Source organism: Streptomyces sp. NPDC058326, from assembly GCF_042879855.1.
GTDB lineage: Bacteria > Actinomycetota > Actinomycetes > Streptomycetales > Streptomycetaceae > Streptomyces.
This window is the reverse complement of sequence record NZ_JBHVZO010000002.1, coordinates 556,019-573,390: the sequence shown is the minus strand read 5'-3', so window position 1 is coordinate 573,390 and position 17,372 is coordinate 556,019. Positions and strand designations below refer to the sequence as shown.

The following is a 17,372-nucleotide window of genomic DNA, read 5'->3' as shown; positions in this document are numbered from 1 at the left end:
AGTGTGGTGCCGCCGCCGTGGTCCGGCCACGGCGGGCGATGATCTTCGGCATCGTAGAGGCGCTCCGGTCCGGTGGCCAGGGGATGACGGGGGCCGCGGCGCACGGGGTCGGCGCCGCGGCCCGGGAGACCCGGAGGTGTCCGACGATTCGCGTCGGACACCGGATCGGGTGCCAGGTCCTGTCTGACGATTCCCGTCGGGTCCGGTCCGCCCGGCACGCACGCACGCTCGCTCGCTCGCTCGCTCGCCGCACCGAACGACCCGGACTGATCCGACGTCAATTACCGGACGGCCCCTGGCGGAGGAGCGGGGCCGGAAGGATGCCCCGGGTCCGCAGCTCGCCGGCGACGAGGGCCGCGTACTCCGTGGCCCCGCGGACCGAGGTGTGGGTGTTGTCCCGTTTCTCGGCCGTCAGGTAGAGCGCCTTGGACGCCTCGGGCCCCAGCTCCTCGACCCGTGCCCTGGTGAGGGCGGTGAGGTCGATCAGCGGCGTGCCGAGGGAGTCCGCGAGGGCGCGGATCTCGGCGGGGTGGTCGACGCCGAGGCCGTTGACGAGCAGGGCGGTGCCGTTGTTCAGGGTGCCGTCGGCGTTGAACCAGCGGCGGACGATCGGGGTGACGAGGACCGGCTCGCCGCCCCGGGCCCGTACCCGCTCGACCAGGGTCGTCAGGTTGGCGCGGTAGGTGGCCGCGTCCGTCTGCTTGTCGTTGTGGGCGAGCTGGATCAGGACGGGGTCGCCGGGCCGGATCGCGGCCTCGACCCGGTCGAACAGGGCCGGGTTCGCCAGGAAGGTGACGGTGCTCTCGCCGGAGTCGGCGTGGTTGGCGACGGCGATCCCCCGCTTCAGATGCGCGGGCAGCATCTGCCCCCAGCCGGTGTACGGGTCTCCCGGCTGGTCGCACACCGTGGAGTCGCCGACGAGGAAGAGCCGGTGGGCCCGGTGGGCCGGGGTGATCCGGAGCGAGGTCACGCGCGGGGCGGAGCCGCCGATGACCAGGTCGAGACCCGGGCTTCCCGCCGCTCCGGTGGGCTCGCCCTCCGGGTCGCGGACGTCGACGGTGAACGAGCGCCGGAGCCGCTCGCCCGCCCCGGTCGCGGTCTCGGCGAGCAGGGCGCGCCGGGTCTCGCCGGTGACGGCGGTGGCGCCGGCGGTGTCGCCGCCGAGGGTCAGGGTGACGTCGTACGTGCCCGGCGCCACGTCGAAGTGGCAGGCGAGAGCCCCGGTGGCCGTGGCGGTGCAGTGGTCGAGGCTCTGGCCGTAGGGGCCGTGGGAGCCGTCGGCGTGGGCGGCGGGCGCGACGGCGAGCGCGCCGAGCAGGGTCGCCGCGGCGGTGAGGAGTGCGGTCCTTCTCATCGTGGGCCTTCCTGTGGTCACTTGGGGAGGTGGTCGCCGACGAGGGCGAGGTTCTGGATGGCGGCCAGGCCGTACAGGGCCGTGGTGTTGGTGCTGATCCAGAGGTGCTCGTAGCCGGGTTCCAGGGCGTCGGAGCCCTGGACGGGGGTCTTGTCCCAGACCATGGCCGCGGTGTAGCCGTCGCTCCTGTCGAACTTGGCCCAGGCGCGCTGGGCGAGCGTGGTGTCGTTCAGCTGGGCCGCCGCGTACGCGTCCTGGCGGGAGTGGCCCTGGAAGAGCAGGAGGGTGCCGAAGTTCTTGCCGTAGCGGGCGGCCTGTTCGGTCTTCGAGGCGTTGAAGTAGCGGCAGTAGTCGAGCCAGGCCTCCTTGAACTCCGGAAGGTCCACGAGGTCGATGAGCTCGGCGCACATCTCGACCAGGCCGAACATCGCGGAGAGGTGCGAGACGCCGACGACGGGTTCGGTCGCGACGGCGAAGCGTCCGGTGTCGAGGTCGTAGAGACCGGTGCCCTGCACGAAGCCGTTGGGCTGGGCCGCGATGGTCTCCATGGTGGAGCGGAGCCGGGCCTCGGCCTTGGCGGCCTTGGGGCCGCCGCGCTCCCACTCGGTGAGCCAGGCCGCGGCGAGGCCGCTCCAGTCGGTGCCGAAGCCGATGGAGAGGGCGTGGCGGTCCGGAGTGTAGGGCTCGGTGCGGATCTTGCGGATGGGGTCAAGGACGAGGAACGTCTCGTCGGAGTCGACGAGGTCGTGCATGAGGTCGCCGACGCGTTCGTCGGCGGTGAGGAAGTAGTAGGGGCGCCGGTAGACGGCGGTGGAGATGCGCTGCTGCTTGGCGCTGTCGGCGAAGTGCTGGACGCCGTGGCGGGTGCCGAGGCCGGCCCACTTGCCGAGGTGGTAGACGTCGACCTCACCGGTGTGGCGGGTCATGGCCTCGGCGAAGCGGAAGACGTCGGCGCGGCCCGAGCGCAGGTAGGCGTACCAGAGCCACAGGTCGGGCGAGAGTTCGGAGTTGTCCCAGGCGTAGCCGCCGACGTCGTACCGCCACTGGTGCCGGTCCTCGTCGTAGGTGTGCATGATGTCGCCGTAGTCCCAGAAGCCGTACCAACGGCGCTGCTCCGCCTGGTCCTTGTAGTACGTGAAGAGGTAGTCGAGGTGGTCCTCGATCCTCGCCTTCGCGGGGGTGGAGCGGTCGACGGGCGAGAACAGTCCGCCGAAGACCTTGGCGCGGACGAGGTCCTCGGGGCTGACGGCGAGCTGCGGGGGCGTGCGGACGGCGGCGGACTGGGCGACGAGGGTGTCGGCGGTGGGGGTGGCGGCGTTGGCCCAGAACATCAGCTCGCTGGTGCGTGCGATGCCGTACGGGGTGCCGAAGCCGGGCTCGTAGTCCTCGTAGGTGATGTTGAGGCCTTCGAGCTGTTCGGGGTGGCTCTCCTGGCCCATGCCGTCGTGGTAGAAGCGCAGGTCCATGGGCTGGGCCTCGGGTGACCAGAGCCAGAGGGTGACCTCGGCCTCGTCGCCGGCCGCGCCCCGGATGTCGAGCTGGGCGGGGTGCTTCTGCCAGAAGTCACGAAGACCGAAGGAGAGTCCGCCGGTCACACCGCCGACGTAGCCGAAGCCGCTCGCGCGCCGGCCGCCACCTGCCGGGATCCAGCCGTGGCCCGGCTTGGTGCGCTTGCGGAGGGCGAAGCCGTCGGCGGAGAGCTGGGAGAGTGTGTAGTCGCCCCAGGTGGGGACGTACTGCATGCGGGTGGTGACGCGCTGGTCCCAGGTGGCCGGGTCGGGCAGCTTCTCGCCCTTGACCTGGGCGGTGCGGACGGCGGCTCCGGGGTCGCGGCGCAGGCCGGTGATGCCCTGGACGGCCTCGGTGAGGAATCCGGCGCCCTCTCCGGCGATCCGGACGTGCCGGTCGTAGGCGGCGTCCCTCATGGGGACGGTGAAGCGGACGCCGAGGCCCCGGATGAAGTCCTTGTTCTGGTCGCCGTCGTAGGTGATGGTGTGGACCATACGGAAGGACTCGGAGCCCGCGTAGAAGTAGAGGCGGACGGAGAACGGCAGCCAGCTGCGGCTGCCCTTGCGGTGCTTGCCGTCGATGCGGACCACGGCCCGGACGGGGCCGCTCTGTTCGACGACGGCGCCGGAGATCTCGCCGTCGAACCGCTCCCACTTGGCGTTGCCGTGGTCGCCGTCGTCGAGGTCGCTCTGGCGGAGCAGGACGAGCCGGCCGTCGGTGGCGATCTTCACGCCGTCGCGGGTGACGGACTCGACGAGCTTCTCGCCGTCCTTGGAGACGACGGCCCGGACGGTGCCGGTGTCGACGGTGATCCGGCGGCCGGACTCGGTGACGGAGACGGTCTTCGTGGCGGTCGCGGGCGTGCCGGGCGCGAGGGTGAAGCGTTCGGCGCCGGCGGCCTCGGGTCCGACGGCGTGCGCGGTCCACTTGAGGGAGCCGTCGGGCCAGCGGGCGGTGGTCCAGGTCTGTACGGGGACGTCGGCGCCGTCGGCGGTGGTGAGCGCGAAGGCCTGGTCGCCCGGGTGGGCGCCCTTGGGCCAGGCCGCGCCGAAGGTCGATCCCGCGGCGGCGCCGAGCCCGCCGGGCTCCAGCCAGCTGACGGTCGCGGGCCGCCCTTCCCCGGCGGCCGGGGCGGCCGGGGCGGCCTGTGCCTGCTCGCGCCCGAGGACCCAACTGAACTGCGCGGCGGCTCCGGCCACGGCGGCGGCCTTGAGGAGGGAGCGGCGGGGTAGGGAGGACACGGGAACTCCTTTCAGGGGCATGCCGGAGGCATGCCTGCGGAAGCGGAAGGTACGGAGGCAGGGGGCGCCCACCCCTGTTGTGGGCAGTCGTTCCGCCGGGGCGAGCTCCCACGCGGGGGCGGGTCACGCGGCCACCGGTCGGGCGTGGCGGAGGCGGCGCGTGGTCAGTGGGGGTCAGACCGCCGCCGGTACCGCCAGGCGGCGCTCGGCCGCCAGGGTCGAGGCGACGAGGACGCCGAGCGCCGGCAGGGCCAGCGGTGCGGAGAACCACGCCGACGCGGCGATCACCGCCAGGCCGCAGACGACGAGGAGGGAGCCCGCCGGGTCGCGCAGCGCGCGGCGGGCGGCGGGGCCCAGCAGGTCCCGCCAGCGCAGGTCCGGGCGCCAGGCCGTGGCCGCCCGCAGGAGGGTGACCGTCAGCCAGAGCGCCGCGAGGATCGCGAGCGCCCCCGCGGCCCGCCCGCCGGGCACGGGCAGCGCCCGTACGAGCGCGAGGTCGGCGCCCACCAGGGCGAGCGCGGCCCCGTAGGCGAGGCCCACGAGCCAGCCCCGGCGTACGGCGGCGCGCAGGTCGGCGGCGAAGAAGCGCAGTCCGGCCTCCTCGTCGCCGGTCCAGCGCCGCAGGTGCGCCGCGCCGGCGGCGAGCGCCGCCGGAAGCGTCACGAGGGGCAGTGCGGCGACGGCGATCCACACCCCCACCAGGAGGCATTCCGCGAAGACCGCGAACCGGGCGAGGAACCGTGTCCTCATCTCGCCGGCCACCCCCTCAGCCCTTCAGTCCCGAGGTGGCCATGCCGTCGATGAGGTACCGCTGGAAGGCGAGGAAGAAGGCGACCACGGGGAGGAGCGCCACGAGCGACATCGCGATCATGCCGCCGTAGTTGGCGACGCCGTCCTGGTCGACGAACATCTTCAGACCGAGGGAGACCGTGTACTTCTCGGGTTCGTTGAGGTAGATCATCGGGCCCATGAAGTCGTTCCAGGCGTTGATGAAGGTGAAGATGGCGCTGGTGATGAGGGCCGGCCTGCAGAGCGGCAGCACGATCGACCAGTAGGTCCGCAGGTGCCCGCAGCCGTCGAGCCGGGCGGCCTCGTCCAGCTCCTTCGGCAGCCCCCGCATGAACTGGAGCATCAGGAAGACGAAGAAGGCGTCCGTCGCCAGGTACTTGCCGAGCAGCAACGGCGTGTAGGTGTTGATGAGTTCGAGCTTCTGGAACAGCACGTACTGCGGAATGAGCAGGACGTGGTAGGGCAGCAGCAGCGTGCCGATCATCAGGGTGAAGAGCACTCCGCGCCCGGCGAAGCCGATCTTGGCGAAGGCGTACGCGGCGAGCGAGCTGGACGCCACCACGCCCACCACCGAACCGATGGCAAGGAAGAGGGAGTTGCCGAAGAACGTGGAGATGGGGATGTCGGCGATGCCGTCGGCGAGCCGCCGGTAGTTGTCGGTGATGGGGTCGCCGGGAAAGAGGGTGAGGCTGCCGACGATCTCGTCGTTCGGCTTGAAGGAGCCGCCGATCACCCACACCACGGGGTAGAGGATGACCGCGAGCACGGCCAGGGCTCCGAGGTGCCAGGCGACCGAACCCGCCGTGCGCGGCCTTCCGATCCGGATGCCGGCGCGCGTGCCGGTGCGTGCGAGGCTCATCGGCCCCCCTCCTCGTAGTGCACCCAGCGCCGCTGGGACCAGAAAAGCACCGCCGTGACCAGGCCGACGGCGAGCAGCAGCATCCAGGCCATCGCCGAGGCGAGACCCATCCGGCTGTTCTCGAAGCCCTGGATGTAGAGGTAGCAGGTGTAGACGAGCGTGCCGTCGGCCGGCCCGCAGGCGTTGCCCTGGCTGCCGATGATGTAGGCGGAGCCGAAGATCTGGAAGGAGTGGATGGTCTCCAGGAGGATGTTGAAGAAGAGCACCGGGGAGATCATGGGCAGCGTGATGCTCCAGAACCTCCGCCACGGGCTCGCCCCGTCGACCTGCGCCGCCTCGTACAGTTCGCGCGGCACCTGCTTCAGTCCGGCCAGGAAGATGACCATCGGGGCGCCGAACTGCCAGACGGTCAGCGCGACCAGGGCGTAGATGATGCGGTCGGGGTCGCCGATCCAGCCGCCGGGGTCGAGTCCGACGAGCTGCTGGGCGCGGTCGACGGGGGCGCCGTCGGAGAAGATCGCGCGCCAGACGATGGCGATGGAGACGCTTGCCCCGATGAGCGAGGGCGCGTAGAAGGCGGCCCGGTAGAAGCCCTGTCCGCGCCGGCTCTGGTTGAGCAGCAGGGCGACGCCGAGCGCGGCGGCCAGTTTCAGCGGGGTGCCGATGACCACGTACCAGCTGGTCACCTCGACGGAGGTGCGCCAGCGGGGGTCGCCGAACATCTCGGTGAAGTTGTCGAGCCCGATCCACTTCGGGGCGTCGAAGAGGTTGTAGTCGGTGAAGGCGAAGTAGAGCGAGGCGATCATGGGCCCTGCGGTGAGCAGCAGGAAGCCCGCGATCCAGGGGGACATGAAGAGGTAGCCGGCGAGGTTCTCCCGGCGGCCGCGGTGCCGTGGGGCGCCGGCGGGCTTCCGGCGCGGACGGCCCCCGCCGGACGCGGCGTCCGCGGGTGCGGTCGCCACGTCCGGCCGGGTCGCCGGCGCGGGGTTCGGTGCGGAGGTCACGGCGGCGTCCATCAGGAGGAGAGCGCCGTCTTCGCCTCGGTGAAGTACTGCTTCACCGCGTCCTCGACCGGCCGCTTGCCCAGGGACATCTCCTCGGCGAGCCGCATGAAGGCGGCCTCGCACACGTCGGCGCCGGCCGGGTGCGGCGTGATGGGCTCCAGGACGCGGGTCTCGACGAGCTGCTTCTCGTACGCGGCGATCTGCTTGCCGACCTCGTCCGCCGGGACGTACGCCTGGTACTGGGCCTCGCTGGCCGGGACGCCCCGGTCGAATCCCATGATCTTCCCGACCTCGGGGTCGTGGACCATGAAGTCGATGAACTGGGCGACCTCCTTCGGGTGCTTGGTGCGCTTGGAGGCGCTGAGCATGAGGGAGCCGAGGTACTGGCCGGTCTTGCGGCCGTCCGTGGTGGGGATGGGGGCGAGGCCGTACTGGCTCTTGCCCTCGGAGGTGTAGCGGACGGCGAAGTTGTCCCAGGTGAACTCGGCGGCGGCGAGTTCGGCGGTGACCGCCGACTTGGGCTTGACCGGGATGGTCTTCTTCGGGTCCGCGTAGACGCCGGACTTCACCCGCGCGGAGGCCTTGGTCCACCAGTCCGTCAGGTCGGCCTCGGTGAAGCCGAGACCGGAGGTGGTGAAGAACGCCTTGCCGTGCTGCCGCAGGTAGAGGTCGTACAGGTACATGATCCCGTACGGGCCCGAGTCACCGGCCCGGCCCTGGGTGTCGTGGACCTTGGCGAGGGCCGCGTGGTACTCGTCCCACGTCCAGCCCGGCTTCGGGGCGACGCCGGCCTTGGTGAGGACGGCCTGGTCGACGACGAGGGCCATCGAGTTGCTGCCGACGGGTATGCCGAGCAGCTTGCCGTCGACCTCGCCGAACTTCTCCAGGCCGGCCCGGAATCCGTCGAGGCGGAGGTTCCCCGCCGTGGCCTGCTCGCGCAGGTCGAGGAGGACGTTCTTCGCGTCGTACTTGCGCAGGAAGCCGATGGCGTTCTGGAAGACGTCGGGCGTGTTGCCGCCCGAGGCCTGGGTGTTGAACTTCTTCCAGAAGTCGGCGTAGGGCTGGAAGTCGGTCTTGATCCTGATCTTCGGGAACTTCTTCTCGAAGAGCGCGATCGACTGGTTGATCCGCTTGGCCCGGTCCTCCGAGCCCCACCAGCTGTACCGAATGGTGACGGTGCCGTCTCCGGAGCCCGAGCCGGTGCCACAGCCCGCCGCAGTCAGACCGAGAGCCGCGAGCGAGCCGCCCGCGACCTTCAGCATGCTCCGACGGTCAACAGTGCCTTGAGTACGCACAGTTCGTCCTCCGCGCGTTAATGGAACGTTTCAGGAAAGCGCTTGCTGGGACAAAGTAGGGTCGCTCGCCAGCCACGTCAACGCTTCGGACAGGATCTTTCGAAGCGCTTCGAGCTGTGAACCACGACCACCCCTGTGAAAGGATTCAATAGGAACGGCTCGCACGGCGACCACGACCCGGCCGGAGCGGTCGACGGTGACGTCGGGGTCAAGGGCGAAGCGGGCGGTGGGCGCGGTGGGTTCGGGGCGTGACACGCGAGCCCCTCTCGTTCGTCGTGTTCGAGATTTCGACCACTGGCCGTGTCTCCGAACGAGAACGTAGGAGCGCCGTCGGCGATCGTCAATGGAGCACGGCCCCTGGGGCCGCCCCGGCATACCCGAAGGCCGGGCGGGCCCCTGGGGGGTCCACCCGGCCTTCGTCGTACGCGGAGCCTCTCTCTGCGGGGCGGCTGCTATTCGAGCAGCTCCGCGTACGAGCCCATGGCCAGGGCGATGTCCGCCTGGGCCCAGAACCGGTGGTAGGTGAAGACGGGGGCCGCGCCGCCCGCCAGATAGGCCTCGATCTTCGGCCAGGCCGGGTCGTCCTGGTAGAAGCCGCGTATCGAGGCGAAGGTGGAGGTGCTGTTCACCGTGTCGCCGTTCGGCATGACGCCGGTCCAGCCGCTCGGCACGTACACCGGGTCGTCGAAGCGGTTGTAGTCGGCGCGGGTCTCCTCGACGGCGACGCCCAGCGGGTCCTGGTGGTGGGCCCACATGCCGTCGAGCAGCGCCTTGGCGACGCGCTTGGCCTCCGCGTGCCCGGACTTGGCCGCGTAGTAGGTGAGGGTCTTGGCGTAGGCGGCGGCCACGCCGACGTCGTTCGTGTAGTCGGTGACGGTGACGTGCAGGCCGGCGTTGGCGCCGGGGTTCGCCGCGTTCCAGGTGTCGGGCTTGCCGGACCACTGGAGGGTGGAGGGGATGCGGTAGGTGCCGTCCGGGTTGATCGTGGTCTCGGACAGGGCCCAGGAGACCCACTTGTCGAGGACGGTCTTCGCGGCGGTGTCACCGGTCTGCTGGTAGTACTCGGCGACCCGCTCCATCGACCAGGCCTGGAAGCCGAACCACTGGTTCGACGCCGGGTCGTGGTAAACGGGCTTCTCGTCGTAGTACATGCCGTGGAACGTGGGGGTGCCGGCCGGCGGGGTGGCGTAGCGGCCCTGCCAGCTGTTGGTGGCGCCGCCGGCGATGGCGCCCTCGTCGGACTGGAGCCAGCGGTAGAACTCCAGCTGCCGGTCGAGGCTGGTCGCCCAGTCGGCCTGGCCCGTCGTCGACTTGGGCTTGAGCGGGGCGTACTCGCTGAGCGCGTAGGCGGCCAGCGGGTTCTGGTAGCCGCCGTGGGCGTGGCTGGATCCGATGCGCCAGGACCAGCCGGCCGAGGTGTCGGTGGCACCGCCCCAGGCGTAGTACCAGGACATCAGGTAGTGGGCGCTGTCCTTGCCGGTGCCGGCCGGGCAGGCGGTCGGGCCGACGCAGTTGCCGACCTTCTTGAAGTACTTGTCGAACATGGCGTACCGCAGGTAGTCGCCCATCTTGGCGGCCTTGCCGACGGTGCCGGCGACCTGGGTTCCCTTGCCCTGCTGCTTGGCCCAGAGGTCGGCCCAGTAGGCGGCCTGGACGGCGCGGGCGTCGGCGTCGGGGGCGTTGGTGAACTTCCACTGCTTGGCGTAGGAGGCGTCGCCCGTGAACAGGTCCAGGTAGCCGTTCTTCCCGCCGTACGTGAAGTTGTCGCAGGTGGGGTGGGTGACGGTCTCCCAGACGGACTCCTGCGGGCCGCGCTGGAAGGTGTTGATGTACGAGGGGCCGGTCGCCGTCGGACCCGCGGAGCACTTCCCGGGCTCGTTGCCGAAGCCGTAGACGTTGTCGACGTCCTGGATCCAGTGCATGCCGTAGATGTCGTCGGTGCCGTAGGCGCTCTTGAGTTCGGCGGCGATCGGGTCGGAGCCGGAGGTCACGCCGGAGTCGAGCCGGGCCGGGTACTGCGAGGGCAGGTCCCACTCGGGGGCGTACGTCGCCGGCTTCGAGGCGTTGTACGAGCCGGTGGTCGGGGTGTCGGCGTGGGTGGGGATCATGAACTTCTCCATGATGTCCCAGGCGCCGTTGAACTTGGTCCAGTCGCCGGTGATCTTGCCGTACATGGCCTGGAGCCAGATGAGGTAGCTGTACGCCTCCGAGGTCGTCTCGTGCCCGTGGTCGGGCGCCTCGACGATCAGGGTCTCGACGGAGTGGTACGGGATGCCCTCGGGCGAGAAGTAGCCGTTGGCCGGGTTGGTGATCTTCCCGTGGAGGTCGAGGAAGCGGGCGTCGTACGTGGAGTCCGCCGCCAGCTGGGCGACGGTGACCTCGGCCTTGGCGTGGCCGGGGGCGCTCGCGGTGAAGACGGCGGAGCCGGTGCCGGTGGCCGCGGCGGCCACGGTCACCTTCTGGGCGGTGTTCCAGTTCGCCGGGGTGAAGGTGAGCGCGGCCGGGGTCGCGGTGAGGCTGGTGTTGCCCGAGGTACGGGCGACGCTCACCGTGACGTTCGCGCTGGGGGCGGTGGAGAGCTTCAGGTCGAAGGTGCCGGTGGCTCCCTGGCGCACGCCGAGCTGGCTCGGGGAGGCGACGAGCGCGGGGCCCGCGGCGACGGTGATGCCGACGGGCGCCGACTCGGCGGAGGCGCCGAGGCTGTCGTACGCCTTGGCGTAGAGGGAGTGGGCGCCGGTGGCGAGGCCGGCGGCGCTGTGGGTGAAGGGCGCGGTGGTGTCGGTGCCGAGGAGCGTGGTGTCGCTGTAGAACTCCACCTTGCTCACGGTGGCGCCGTCGGCCGCGGCGGCGGTGGCGGCGACCGGCACCGCGTCGCCCCGGGAGTAGGTCGCCCCGGCGGTGGGGCTGGTCAGGACGGCGACCGGCGGCTGGTGGGCGCCCGCGCAGGGGGTGCCGTTGACGGCGAAGGCGGAGGGAGCGGCGTTGGTCCCGCTGTAGGTGAACTGGGCGCCGGTGGTGACGGCCGCGCCGGCGGCGACGGTGCCGTTCCAGGACGCGTTGGTCACGGTGACGTTCTTGCCGGACTGCGACCAGACGCCGCTCCAGCCGTTGGTGAGCTTCTGGTCGCCGGCGTAGGAGTACGTCAGCGTCCAGCCGTTCAGGGCCGTGGCGGCCCGGTTGGTGAGCGTGAGTTCGGCGGTGAAGCCCGAACCCCAGTCGTTCGCCTTGTAGTCGACGCTGCACTGGACCGCGGCGGCCTGGGCCGTGGTGGCGCTGACGGCCGTCAGGCCGAGGGGGAGGGAGAGCGCCGCGGCCAGGGCGGTCAGCCGCAGACGTGGTCTCGTTCGTGCTCGTAGGCGTGGCATGCGGGTGGTTCTCCTCGCGGCTCGGAAGGCGGGGGAGCGAAGAGCGGAACGTGCGTGGAGACAAGCTCTGAACCAGTGGGAGCGCTCCCACTGTGCAGTTGGGACGCAACGGCGTCAAGATGCGCGAAGAGTCGAAGGCAATTGGCGAGGGAATTTACCCAACCCCTCTTTTGCTTGGCGTCTGTTGACGCTACGGTCTGCCCGACCAGTGGGAGCGAATCCGTCCGGTCGGCACGCCGTCAGGGGTGTGCCCTCGCTGCGAGGACTCGCTCATGCGACATCCCCCACGTCTGTCCGCGCTGCTCTCCGGAGTGGCGCTCACGATGGCGAGCACCGCGTTCGCCCTCATGGGTACGGCCTCAGGAGCCGCGGCCGCACCCGACTGCACGGTGGAGTACTCGGTCGCCGGCCAGTGGGCCGGCGGCTACCAGGGTGCCGTCACCGTCACCAACAACGGCGCCGCGCTGAACGGCTGGAGCCTCGGCTTCGGCTTCCCGGCCGGCCAGGTCGTCAGTCAGGGCTGGGGCGGCAAGTGGTCCCAGTCCGGGACGAACGTCACGGTCGTGAACGAGAGCTGGAACGGCGCGCTCGGCACGGGCGCGAAGATCTCGGCCGGCTTCATCGCCTCCTGGTCGGGCACCAACACGGCGCCCACCGCGTTCACGCTCAACGGCACGCCCTGCTCCACGGACGGAACCACGCCGACCCCGACCCCGACCGGCCCGACGACACCCCCGACCACTCCTCCGACCACCCCGCCCACCACTCCCCCGACGACTCCGCCGACCCTGCCCCCGCCGGTCCCCGGCGCGCCCGAACTGAGCGTCGTCGGCAACAAGTTCGTCGACCAGAACGGCGCGGTCCGCCGCCTCCTCGGCGTCAACCGCTCCGGCGGCGAGTTCATGTGCGTCCAGGGCCACGGCATCTGGGACGGTCCCGTCGACGACGCCTCGGTCAAGGCGATCGCCGACTGGAAGGCCAACACGGTCCGCATCCCGCTCAACGAGGAGTGCTGGCTCGGCCTGGACAACATCAAGCCCGAATACCGGGGCGCGAACTACATCGACGCTGTCAAGGGCCTGGTGACCAAGGTCCTCGCCCACGGCATGACCCCGGTCCTCGAACTTCACTGGACGTACGGCCAGTACACCGGCAACTCCTCGGGCTGCTCCGACGTGCACGCCACCTGCCAGAAGCCGATGCCGAACGCCCAGTACACCCCGGGCTTCTGGACCTCGGTGGCGAACACCTTCAAGAACGACGAGCGGGTCGTCTTCGACCTGTTCAACGAGCCCTATCCGGACCGGGCGATCTCCACCGCGGCACAGGCGTGGTCCTGCTGGCGCGACGGAGGAGCCTGCCCCGGCATCGGATACGAGGTCGCCGGCATGCAGGACCTGCTCGACGCCGTCCGCGGCACGGGGGCGAAGAACCTCGTCCTCGTCCCGGGCATCGCGTACTCCAACGACCTGAGCCAGTGGCTCGCGCACCGCCCCACGGATTCGGCGGCGAATCTCGCCGCCGCCTGGCACGTCTACAACTTCAACACCTGCTCCACCGAGACGTGCTGGAACGACACCCTCGCCCCGGTAGCCGCCCAGGTACCTCTGCTGGCGGGCGAGATCGGTGAGAACACCTGCGGACACGCGTTCATCGACCGCGTCATGAAGTGGTTCGACGACCGCGGCCTCTCGTACCTGGGCTGGACCTGGAACACCTGGAACTGCAACTCGGGTCCCGCACTGATCAGTTCGTACGACGGCACCCCCACCGCATTCGGCATCGGGCTGCGCGACCATCTGCGCGCCCTCACCCCCTGAGAGGAATCCCCACCCGCATGAGCCGCACCCGCAGCACAAGCCGCACCGCCCTCCTGGCGGCCCTCGGCCTCATCACGGCCACCGGCGCCACCGCCACCGTCTTCGGCACCGCCACCGCCGGCGCCGCCGCCCCCGGCTGCAAGGTCGACTACCAGGTCACCAACCAGTGGAGCAACGGCTTCGGCGCCAACGTGACCGTCACCAACACCGGTGACCCGGTCTCCGCCTGGACCCTCGAGTGGTCCTACGGCGGCAACCAGCAGGTCACCCAGGGCTGGAACGCCACCGTCACCCAGTCCGGCGCCGCCGTCACCGCCAAGAACGTCTCCTACAACGGCGCCCTGGCCACCGGCGGTTCCACCTCCTTCGGCTTCAACGGCACGTACAGCGGCACCAACGCCGTCCCCGCGACCTTCAAGCTGAACGGTGTCGTCTGCAACGGCGCCACCGTGCCGACCGATCCCCCGACTACCCCGCCCACCACTCCCCCGACGACCCCGCCGCCGGCCGGCTCCAAGGTCGACAACCCGTACGCCGGCGCCAAGGTGTACGTGAACCCCGACTGGAGCGCGAAGGCCGCCGCCGAGCCCGGCGGCAGCAGGATCGCCAACCAGCCCACCGGTGTCTGGATGGACCGGATCGCCGCCATCAACGGCACCCCCGGCGCCCGGGGCCTGCGCGCCCACCTCGACCAGGCCCTGATCCAGAAGGGCACCGGAGAGCTCGTCGTCCAGCTGGTCATCTACAACCTGCCGGGCCGCGACTGCGCGGCGCTCGCCTCCAACGGCGAGCTCGGCCCGACGGAGATCAACCGCTACAAGACGGAGTACATCGACCCGATCGCCGCGATCCTCGCCGACCCCAAGTACGCGGGCCTGCGGATCGTCACCACGGTCGAGATCGACTCGCTGCCGAACCTGGTCACCAACGTCAGCGGCCGGCCGACGGCCACCGCCAACTGCGACGTCATGAAGGCCAACGGCAACTACATCACCGGTGTCGGCTACGCCCTCAACAAGCTGGGCTCGATCGGCAACGTCTACAACTACGTCGACGCCGGTCACCACGGCTGGCTGGGCTGGGACAGCAACTTCGGCCCCTCCGCCGAGCTGTTCAAGACGGCCGCCACGGCCGAGGGCTCCACGGTCGACAAGGTGCACGGCTTCATCGTCAACACCGCCAACTACAGCGCCCTGAAGGAGGACCACTTCAAGATCGGGGACTCCGTCAACGGCACCTCCGTGCGCACGTCGAAGTGGATCGACTGGAACCAGTACACCGACGAGCTGTCGTACGCCCAGGCGATGCGCGACAAGCTGGTCTCGATCGGCTTCAACAGCAACCTCGGCATGCTGATCGACACCTCCCGCAACGGCTGGGGCGGCACCCAGCGGCCCACCGGCCCCGGCGCGCTGACCAGCGTCGACACGTACGTCAACGGAGGCAAGTACGACCGCCGCATCCACCTCGGCAACTGGTGCAACCAGTCCGGTGCCGGTCTCGGCGAGCGGCCCCAGGCCGCACCCGCCGCGGGCATCGACGCGTACGTCTGGATGAAGCCCCCGGGCGAGTCCGACGGCGCCTCCAAGGAGATCCCGAACACCGAGGGCAAGGGCTTCGACCGGATGTGCGACCCGACGTACACGGGCAACGCCCGTAACGGGAACAGCATGTCGGGCGCACTGCCGGACTCCCCGCTCGCGGGTGCCTGGTTCTCTGCCCAGTTCCAGGAGCTCATGAAGAACGCCCACCCGGCGCTGTAGGGGAACACGGGCCCCGGGGCCCCATGGTGCCGCATCCGTCCGGCGGGACGGGTGCGGCATCTCGGCGTGCCCGGAGTGAACGTCATTGGTCGGACAAATGACGGTGTCGCGACGCTGTTGACGCGCGTCGACCCGAGCGGCCACGCTGCGCATGGCAGGTTCACATCAACGATCGACGGAGGCCCGCACGATGCACGGACGCGCTCTCGGTTCACTCCTCCCCAGACTCCTGCTCGCCTTCGCCCTGCTGGTCACCGGCATGGCGGGCGTGGTCGCCACCGCCGGGACGGCCCGGGCGGACGGCTGCTACACCTGGTCCCGCACCCTGTCCCAGGGCGCCACCGGCGCCGATGTGACCCAGCTGCAGATCCGCGTGGCCGGCTACCCCGGATACGGAGGCGTGCTCGCGATCGACGGGTCCTACGGACCCGCCACCGTCGCCGCCGTCAAGCGCTTCCAGACCGCGTACGGCCTCAGCGCCGACGGCGTCGCCGGATCCGCGACCTTCGGGAAGATCTACGGGCTCCAGGACGACGACTGCACGCCGATCCACTTCTCCTACGCCGAACTGAACGACTGCAACACCACCTGGGCGGGAGGCGCGGTGACCGCGGCCACCGCCAAGTCCAACGCCCTGCGCACCATGTGGAAGCTGGAGGCGCTCCGCCACGCCCTCGGCGACGAGCCCATCCGGGTCACCAGCGGCTTCCGCAGCCACGCCTGCAACGACGCGGTCGGCGGTGCCACGTCGAGCCGCCACCTGTACGGCGACGCCGCCGACCTCGGCGCCGGCCCGCACTCGCTGTGCCGGCTCGCCCAGCAGGCCCGCAGCCACGGCTTCAACGGCATCCTCGGCCCCGGCTACCCGGGCCACGGCGACCACACCCACCTCGACCACCGGAGCAGCCGCTACTGGTCCGCCTCAAGCTGCGGCATCTGACCGGCCCACCGGGCGCGGGCACGCCGAGGCGCGCCCGCGCTCACGCCTCGCGGGCTCCACCCGCCGATCCGCGGCGGCGCCCAAGCGCGCCCGGCCGGCACCGGGATGCCGGCTGCGCGATCGCGGGGGCCGCGTGCGGCCCGGCGCCGGCGGCCCCCGCTCAGCAGGACTCCCGCACCACCAGCTCCGTCGGCAGGACATGGCGGCCGACCCCGTCCGAGGTCCCCGCGATCTCCTGGAGCAGCATCCGCGCCATGGTGCGACCCATCTCCTCGATGGGCTGCCGCACGCTCGTCAGCGGCGGGTCCATCAGCCGCGCCACCGGCGAGTCGTCGACCCCGACCAGGGCCACGTCCTCCGGCACCCGCCGACCCGCCTCCCGCAGCGCCGCGCGCGCTCCGGCCGCCATCACGTCGGAGGCGGCGAACACGGCGTCCAGGTCCGGGCTGCGGTCGAGCAGCAGCCGCATGGCCCGCCGGCCGCCCTCCTCGGTGAAGTCGCCCGTCGAGACCAGCGCCTCGTCGGGCGCGAGTCCGGCCTCCGCGAGACCCGCGCGGTAGCCGCCGAGCCGGGCGCGGGCCACGTACATGTCGAGCGGCCCGGTGACGGTCGCGATCCTGGTCCGTCCGCGTGCCACCAACCGGGCGACGGCGGCGCGTCCGGCGCCGATGTTGTCGGAGTCCACGTACGGCACGGGCTCCGCCTCCGCGCGGCGACCGTTCATGACGACGGGGAGGTCGAGCTCCCTGACGCGGTCGGGCAGCGGGTCGTCGCCGTGGACCGAGGCGAGCAGCACCCCGTCGACGCGCTGGGCGGCGAGGTACTGCTCGAAGCGCTGCCGCTCCTGTTCGCTGCGGACCAGAGTGAGCAGCAACTGCTTGTCGGCCACGGCGAGTTCGGCGCTCACCCCGCGGATGAGGTCGAGGAAGTACGGCTCGGCGAAGAGCCGGGCCTCGACCTCGGGGATGACGAGGGCGATCGCGTCCGTACGGCTGCCGGCCAGGGCGCGGGCGGCCTGGTTGGGGACGTAGCCGAGTTCGGCGACGGCTCTGGCGACGGCCGTTCTGGTCTGCTCGCTCACCCGGGGGGAGCCGTTGATGACCCGGGAGACCGTGCCCCGGCCGACTCCTGCCCTGGCGGCCACCTGCTCCAGGGTGGGTCTGCCGCTCTGCCGTCCGCTCACAACTCCCGAACTCCCCTCGTAGGACAACGCGCAGCTCACCATGGCCCGCCAGGAAACGGAACGGCCGATGGGAGCGCTCCCACAATAGTCCCCTCCCGCGCTCTCGCGCCACGACCGCGCGTTCAGGAGATGACACGACCGTCCGCGCATCGAGCCGCGAAACCCCTGGAGAACCTTCCGATAACGAAACCGCGTTCATGTCTTGACACCCGCACCCGCCAGGCAGCAACCTTCCGGCAACGACGTGGGA

General features: G+C 70.9%; 11 protein-coding genes. 3 read left to right on the top strand and 8 right to left on the bottom strand.

Annotated features, from left to right (window positions below):
* Window positions 1–277: 277 nt before the first annotated feature.
* From ACFVYX_RS05340 to ACFVYX_RS05310, 7 genes are all read right to left on the bottom strand, one after another.
* Entirely contained in the window at window positions 278–1,354 is a 1,077-nt protein-coding gene (locus ACFVYX_RS05340; protein WP_389679961.1) for a rhamnogalacturonan acetylesterase, read from the bottom strand.
* A gap of 17 nt (window positions 1,355–1,371) precedes the next feature.
* Window positions 1,372–4,104 carry a Tat pathway signal sequence domain protein gene (locus ACFVYX_RS05335; RefSeq protein WP_389679960.1) on the bottom strand — a complete coding sequence of 911 codons (2,733 nt, stop codon included), beginning with the start codon at window positions 4,102–4,104 and terminating at the stop codon, window positions 1,372–1,374.
* Window positions 4,105–4,278: 174 nt separating this feature from the next.
* The gene (locus ACFVYX_RS05330; protein WP_389679959.1) at window positions 4,279–4,854 is read right to left on the bottom strand and encodes a hypothetical protein; all 576 of its coding nucleotides are present in this window, start codon (window positions 4,852–4,854) and stop codon (window positions 4,279–4,281) included.
* A 16-nt stretch (window positions 4,855–4,870) separates the two neighbouring features.
* Entirely contained in the window at window positions 4,871–5,752 is an 882-nt protein-coding gene (locus tag ACFVYX_RS05325) for a carbohydrate ABC transporter permease (protein WP_389679958.1), read from the bottom strand.
* Complete coding sequence (locus ACFVYX_RS05320) at window positions 5,749–6,768, bottom strand: carbohydrate ABC transporter permease (protein ID WP_389679957.1); 1,020 nt, start codon at window positions 6,766–6,768, stop codon at window positions 5,749–5,751. The genes ACFVYX_RS05325 and ACFVYX_RS05320 overlap by 4 nt, the downstream gene beginning before the upstream one ends.
* Window positions 6,768–8,018: an ABC transporter substrate-binding protein gene (locus ACFVYX_RS05315; protein WP_389679956.1), complete on the bottom strand. Its 1,251-nt coding sequence runs from the start codon at window positions 8,016–8,018 to the stop codon at window positions 6,768–6,770. The genes ACFVYX_RS05320 and ACFVYX_RS05315 overlap by 1 nt, the downstream gene beginning before the upstream one ends.
* Window positions 8,019–8,503: 485 nt before the next feature.
* Window positions 8,504–11,416: a glycoside hydrolase family 48 protein gene (locus ACFVYX_RS05310; protein ID WP_389679955.1), complete on the bottom strand. Its 2,913-nt coding sequence runs from the start codon at window positions 11,414–11,416 to the stop codon at window positions 8,504–8,506.
* A gap of 272 nt (window positions 11,417–11,688) precedes the next feature.
* Between ACFVYX_RS05310 and ACFVYX_RS05305 the strand changes: the two genes are divergently transcribed.
* The 3 genes from ACFVYX_RS05305 (at window position 11,689) to ACFVYX_RS05295 (ending at window position 15,939) form a co-directional block, all read left to right on the top strand.
* Complete coding sequence (locus ACFVYX_RS05305) at window positions 11,689–13,236, top strand: cellulase family glycosylhydrolase (protein WP_389679953.1); 1,548 nt, start codon at window positions 11,689–11,691, stop codon at window positions 13,234–13,236.
* Window positions 13,237–13,253: 17 nt separating this feature from the next.
* Window positions 13,254–14,999, top strand: a complete 1,746-nt coding sequence (locus tag ACFVYX_RS05300; RefSeq protein ID WP_389679952.1) for a glycoside hydrolase family 6 protein — start codon at window positions 13,254–13,256, stop codon at window positions 14,997–14,999.
* A gap of 259 nt (window positions 15,000–15,258) precedes the next feature.
* The gene (locus ACFVYX_RS05295; protein ID WP_389680058.1) at window positions 15,259–15,939 is read left to right on the top strand and encodes a D-Ala-D-Ala carboxypeptidase family metallohydrolase; all 681 of its coding nucleotides are present in this window, start codon (window positions 15,259–15,261) and stop codon (window positions 15,937–15,939) included.
* A gap of 160 nt (window positions 15,940–16,099) precedes the next feature.
* Here ACFVYX_RS05295 and ACFVYX_RS05290 read toward each other — a convergent pair whose 3' ends face one another.
* The gene (locus ACFVYX_RS05290; protein ID WP_389679951.1) at window positions 16,100–17,164 is read right to left on the bottom strand and encodes a LacI family DNA-binding transcriptional regulator; all 1,065 of its coding nucleotides are present in this window, start codon (window positions 17,162–17,164) and stop codon (window positions 16,100–16,102) included.
* Between the last annotated feature and the right edge of the window lie 208 nt (window positions 17,165–17,372).

Bases quoted from the DNA above. Each gene is read 5' to 3' on its own strand.
- ACFVYX_RS05340 (WP_389679961.1), bottom strand. From the start codon at position 1,354: ATGAGAAGGACCGCACTCCTCACCGCCGCGGCGACCCTGCTCGGCGCG.
- ACFVYX_RS05330 (WP_389679959.1), bottom strand. From the start codon at position 4,854: ATGAGGACACGGTTCCTCGCCCGGTTCGCGGTCTTCGCGGAATGCCTC.
- ACFVYX_RS05325 (WP_389679958.1), bottom strand. From the start codon at position 5,752: ATGAGCCTCGCACGCACCGGCACGCGCGCCGGCATCCGGATCGGAAGG.
- ACFVYX_RS05320 (WP_389679957.1), bottom strand. From the start codon at position 6,768: ATGGACGCCGCCGTGACCTCCGCACCGAACCCCGCGCCGGCGACCCGG.
- ACFVYX_RS05315 (WP_389679956.1), bottom strand. From the start codon at position 8,018: ATGCTGAAGGTCGCGGGCGGCTCGCTCGCGGCTCTCGGTCTGACTGCG.
- ACFVYX_RS05310 (WP_389679955.1), bottom strand. From the start codon at position 11,416: ATGCCACGCCTACGAGCACGAACGAGACCACGTCTGCGGCTGACCGCC.
- ACFVYX_RS05305 (WP_389679953.1), top strand. From the start codon at position 11,689: ATGCGACATCCCCCACGTCTGTCCGCGCTGCTCTCCGGAGTGGCGCTC.
- ACFVYX_RS05300 (WP_389679952.1), top strand. From the start codon at position 13,254: ATGAGCCGCACCCGCAGCACAAGCCGCACCGCCCTCCTGGCGGCCCTC.
- ACFVYX_RS05295 (WP_389680058.1), top strand. From the start codon at position 15,259: ATGGCGGGCGTGGTCGCCACCGCCGGGACGGCCCGGGCGGACGGCTGC.
- ACFVYX_RS05290 (WP_389679951.1), bottom strand. From the start codon at position 17,164: ATGGTGAGCTGCGCGTTGTCCTACGAGGGGAGTTCGGGAGTTGTGAGC.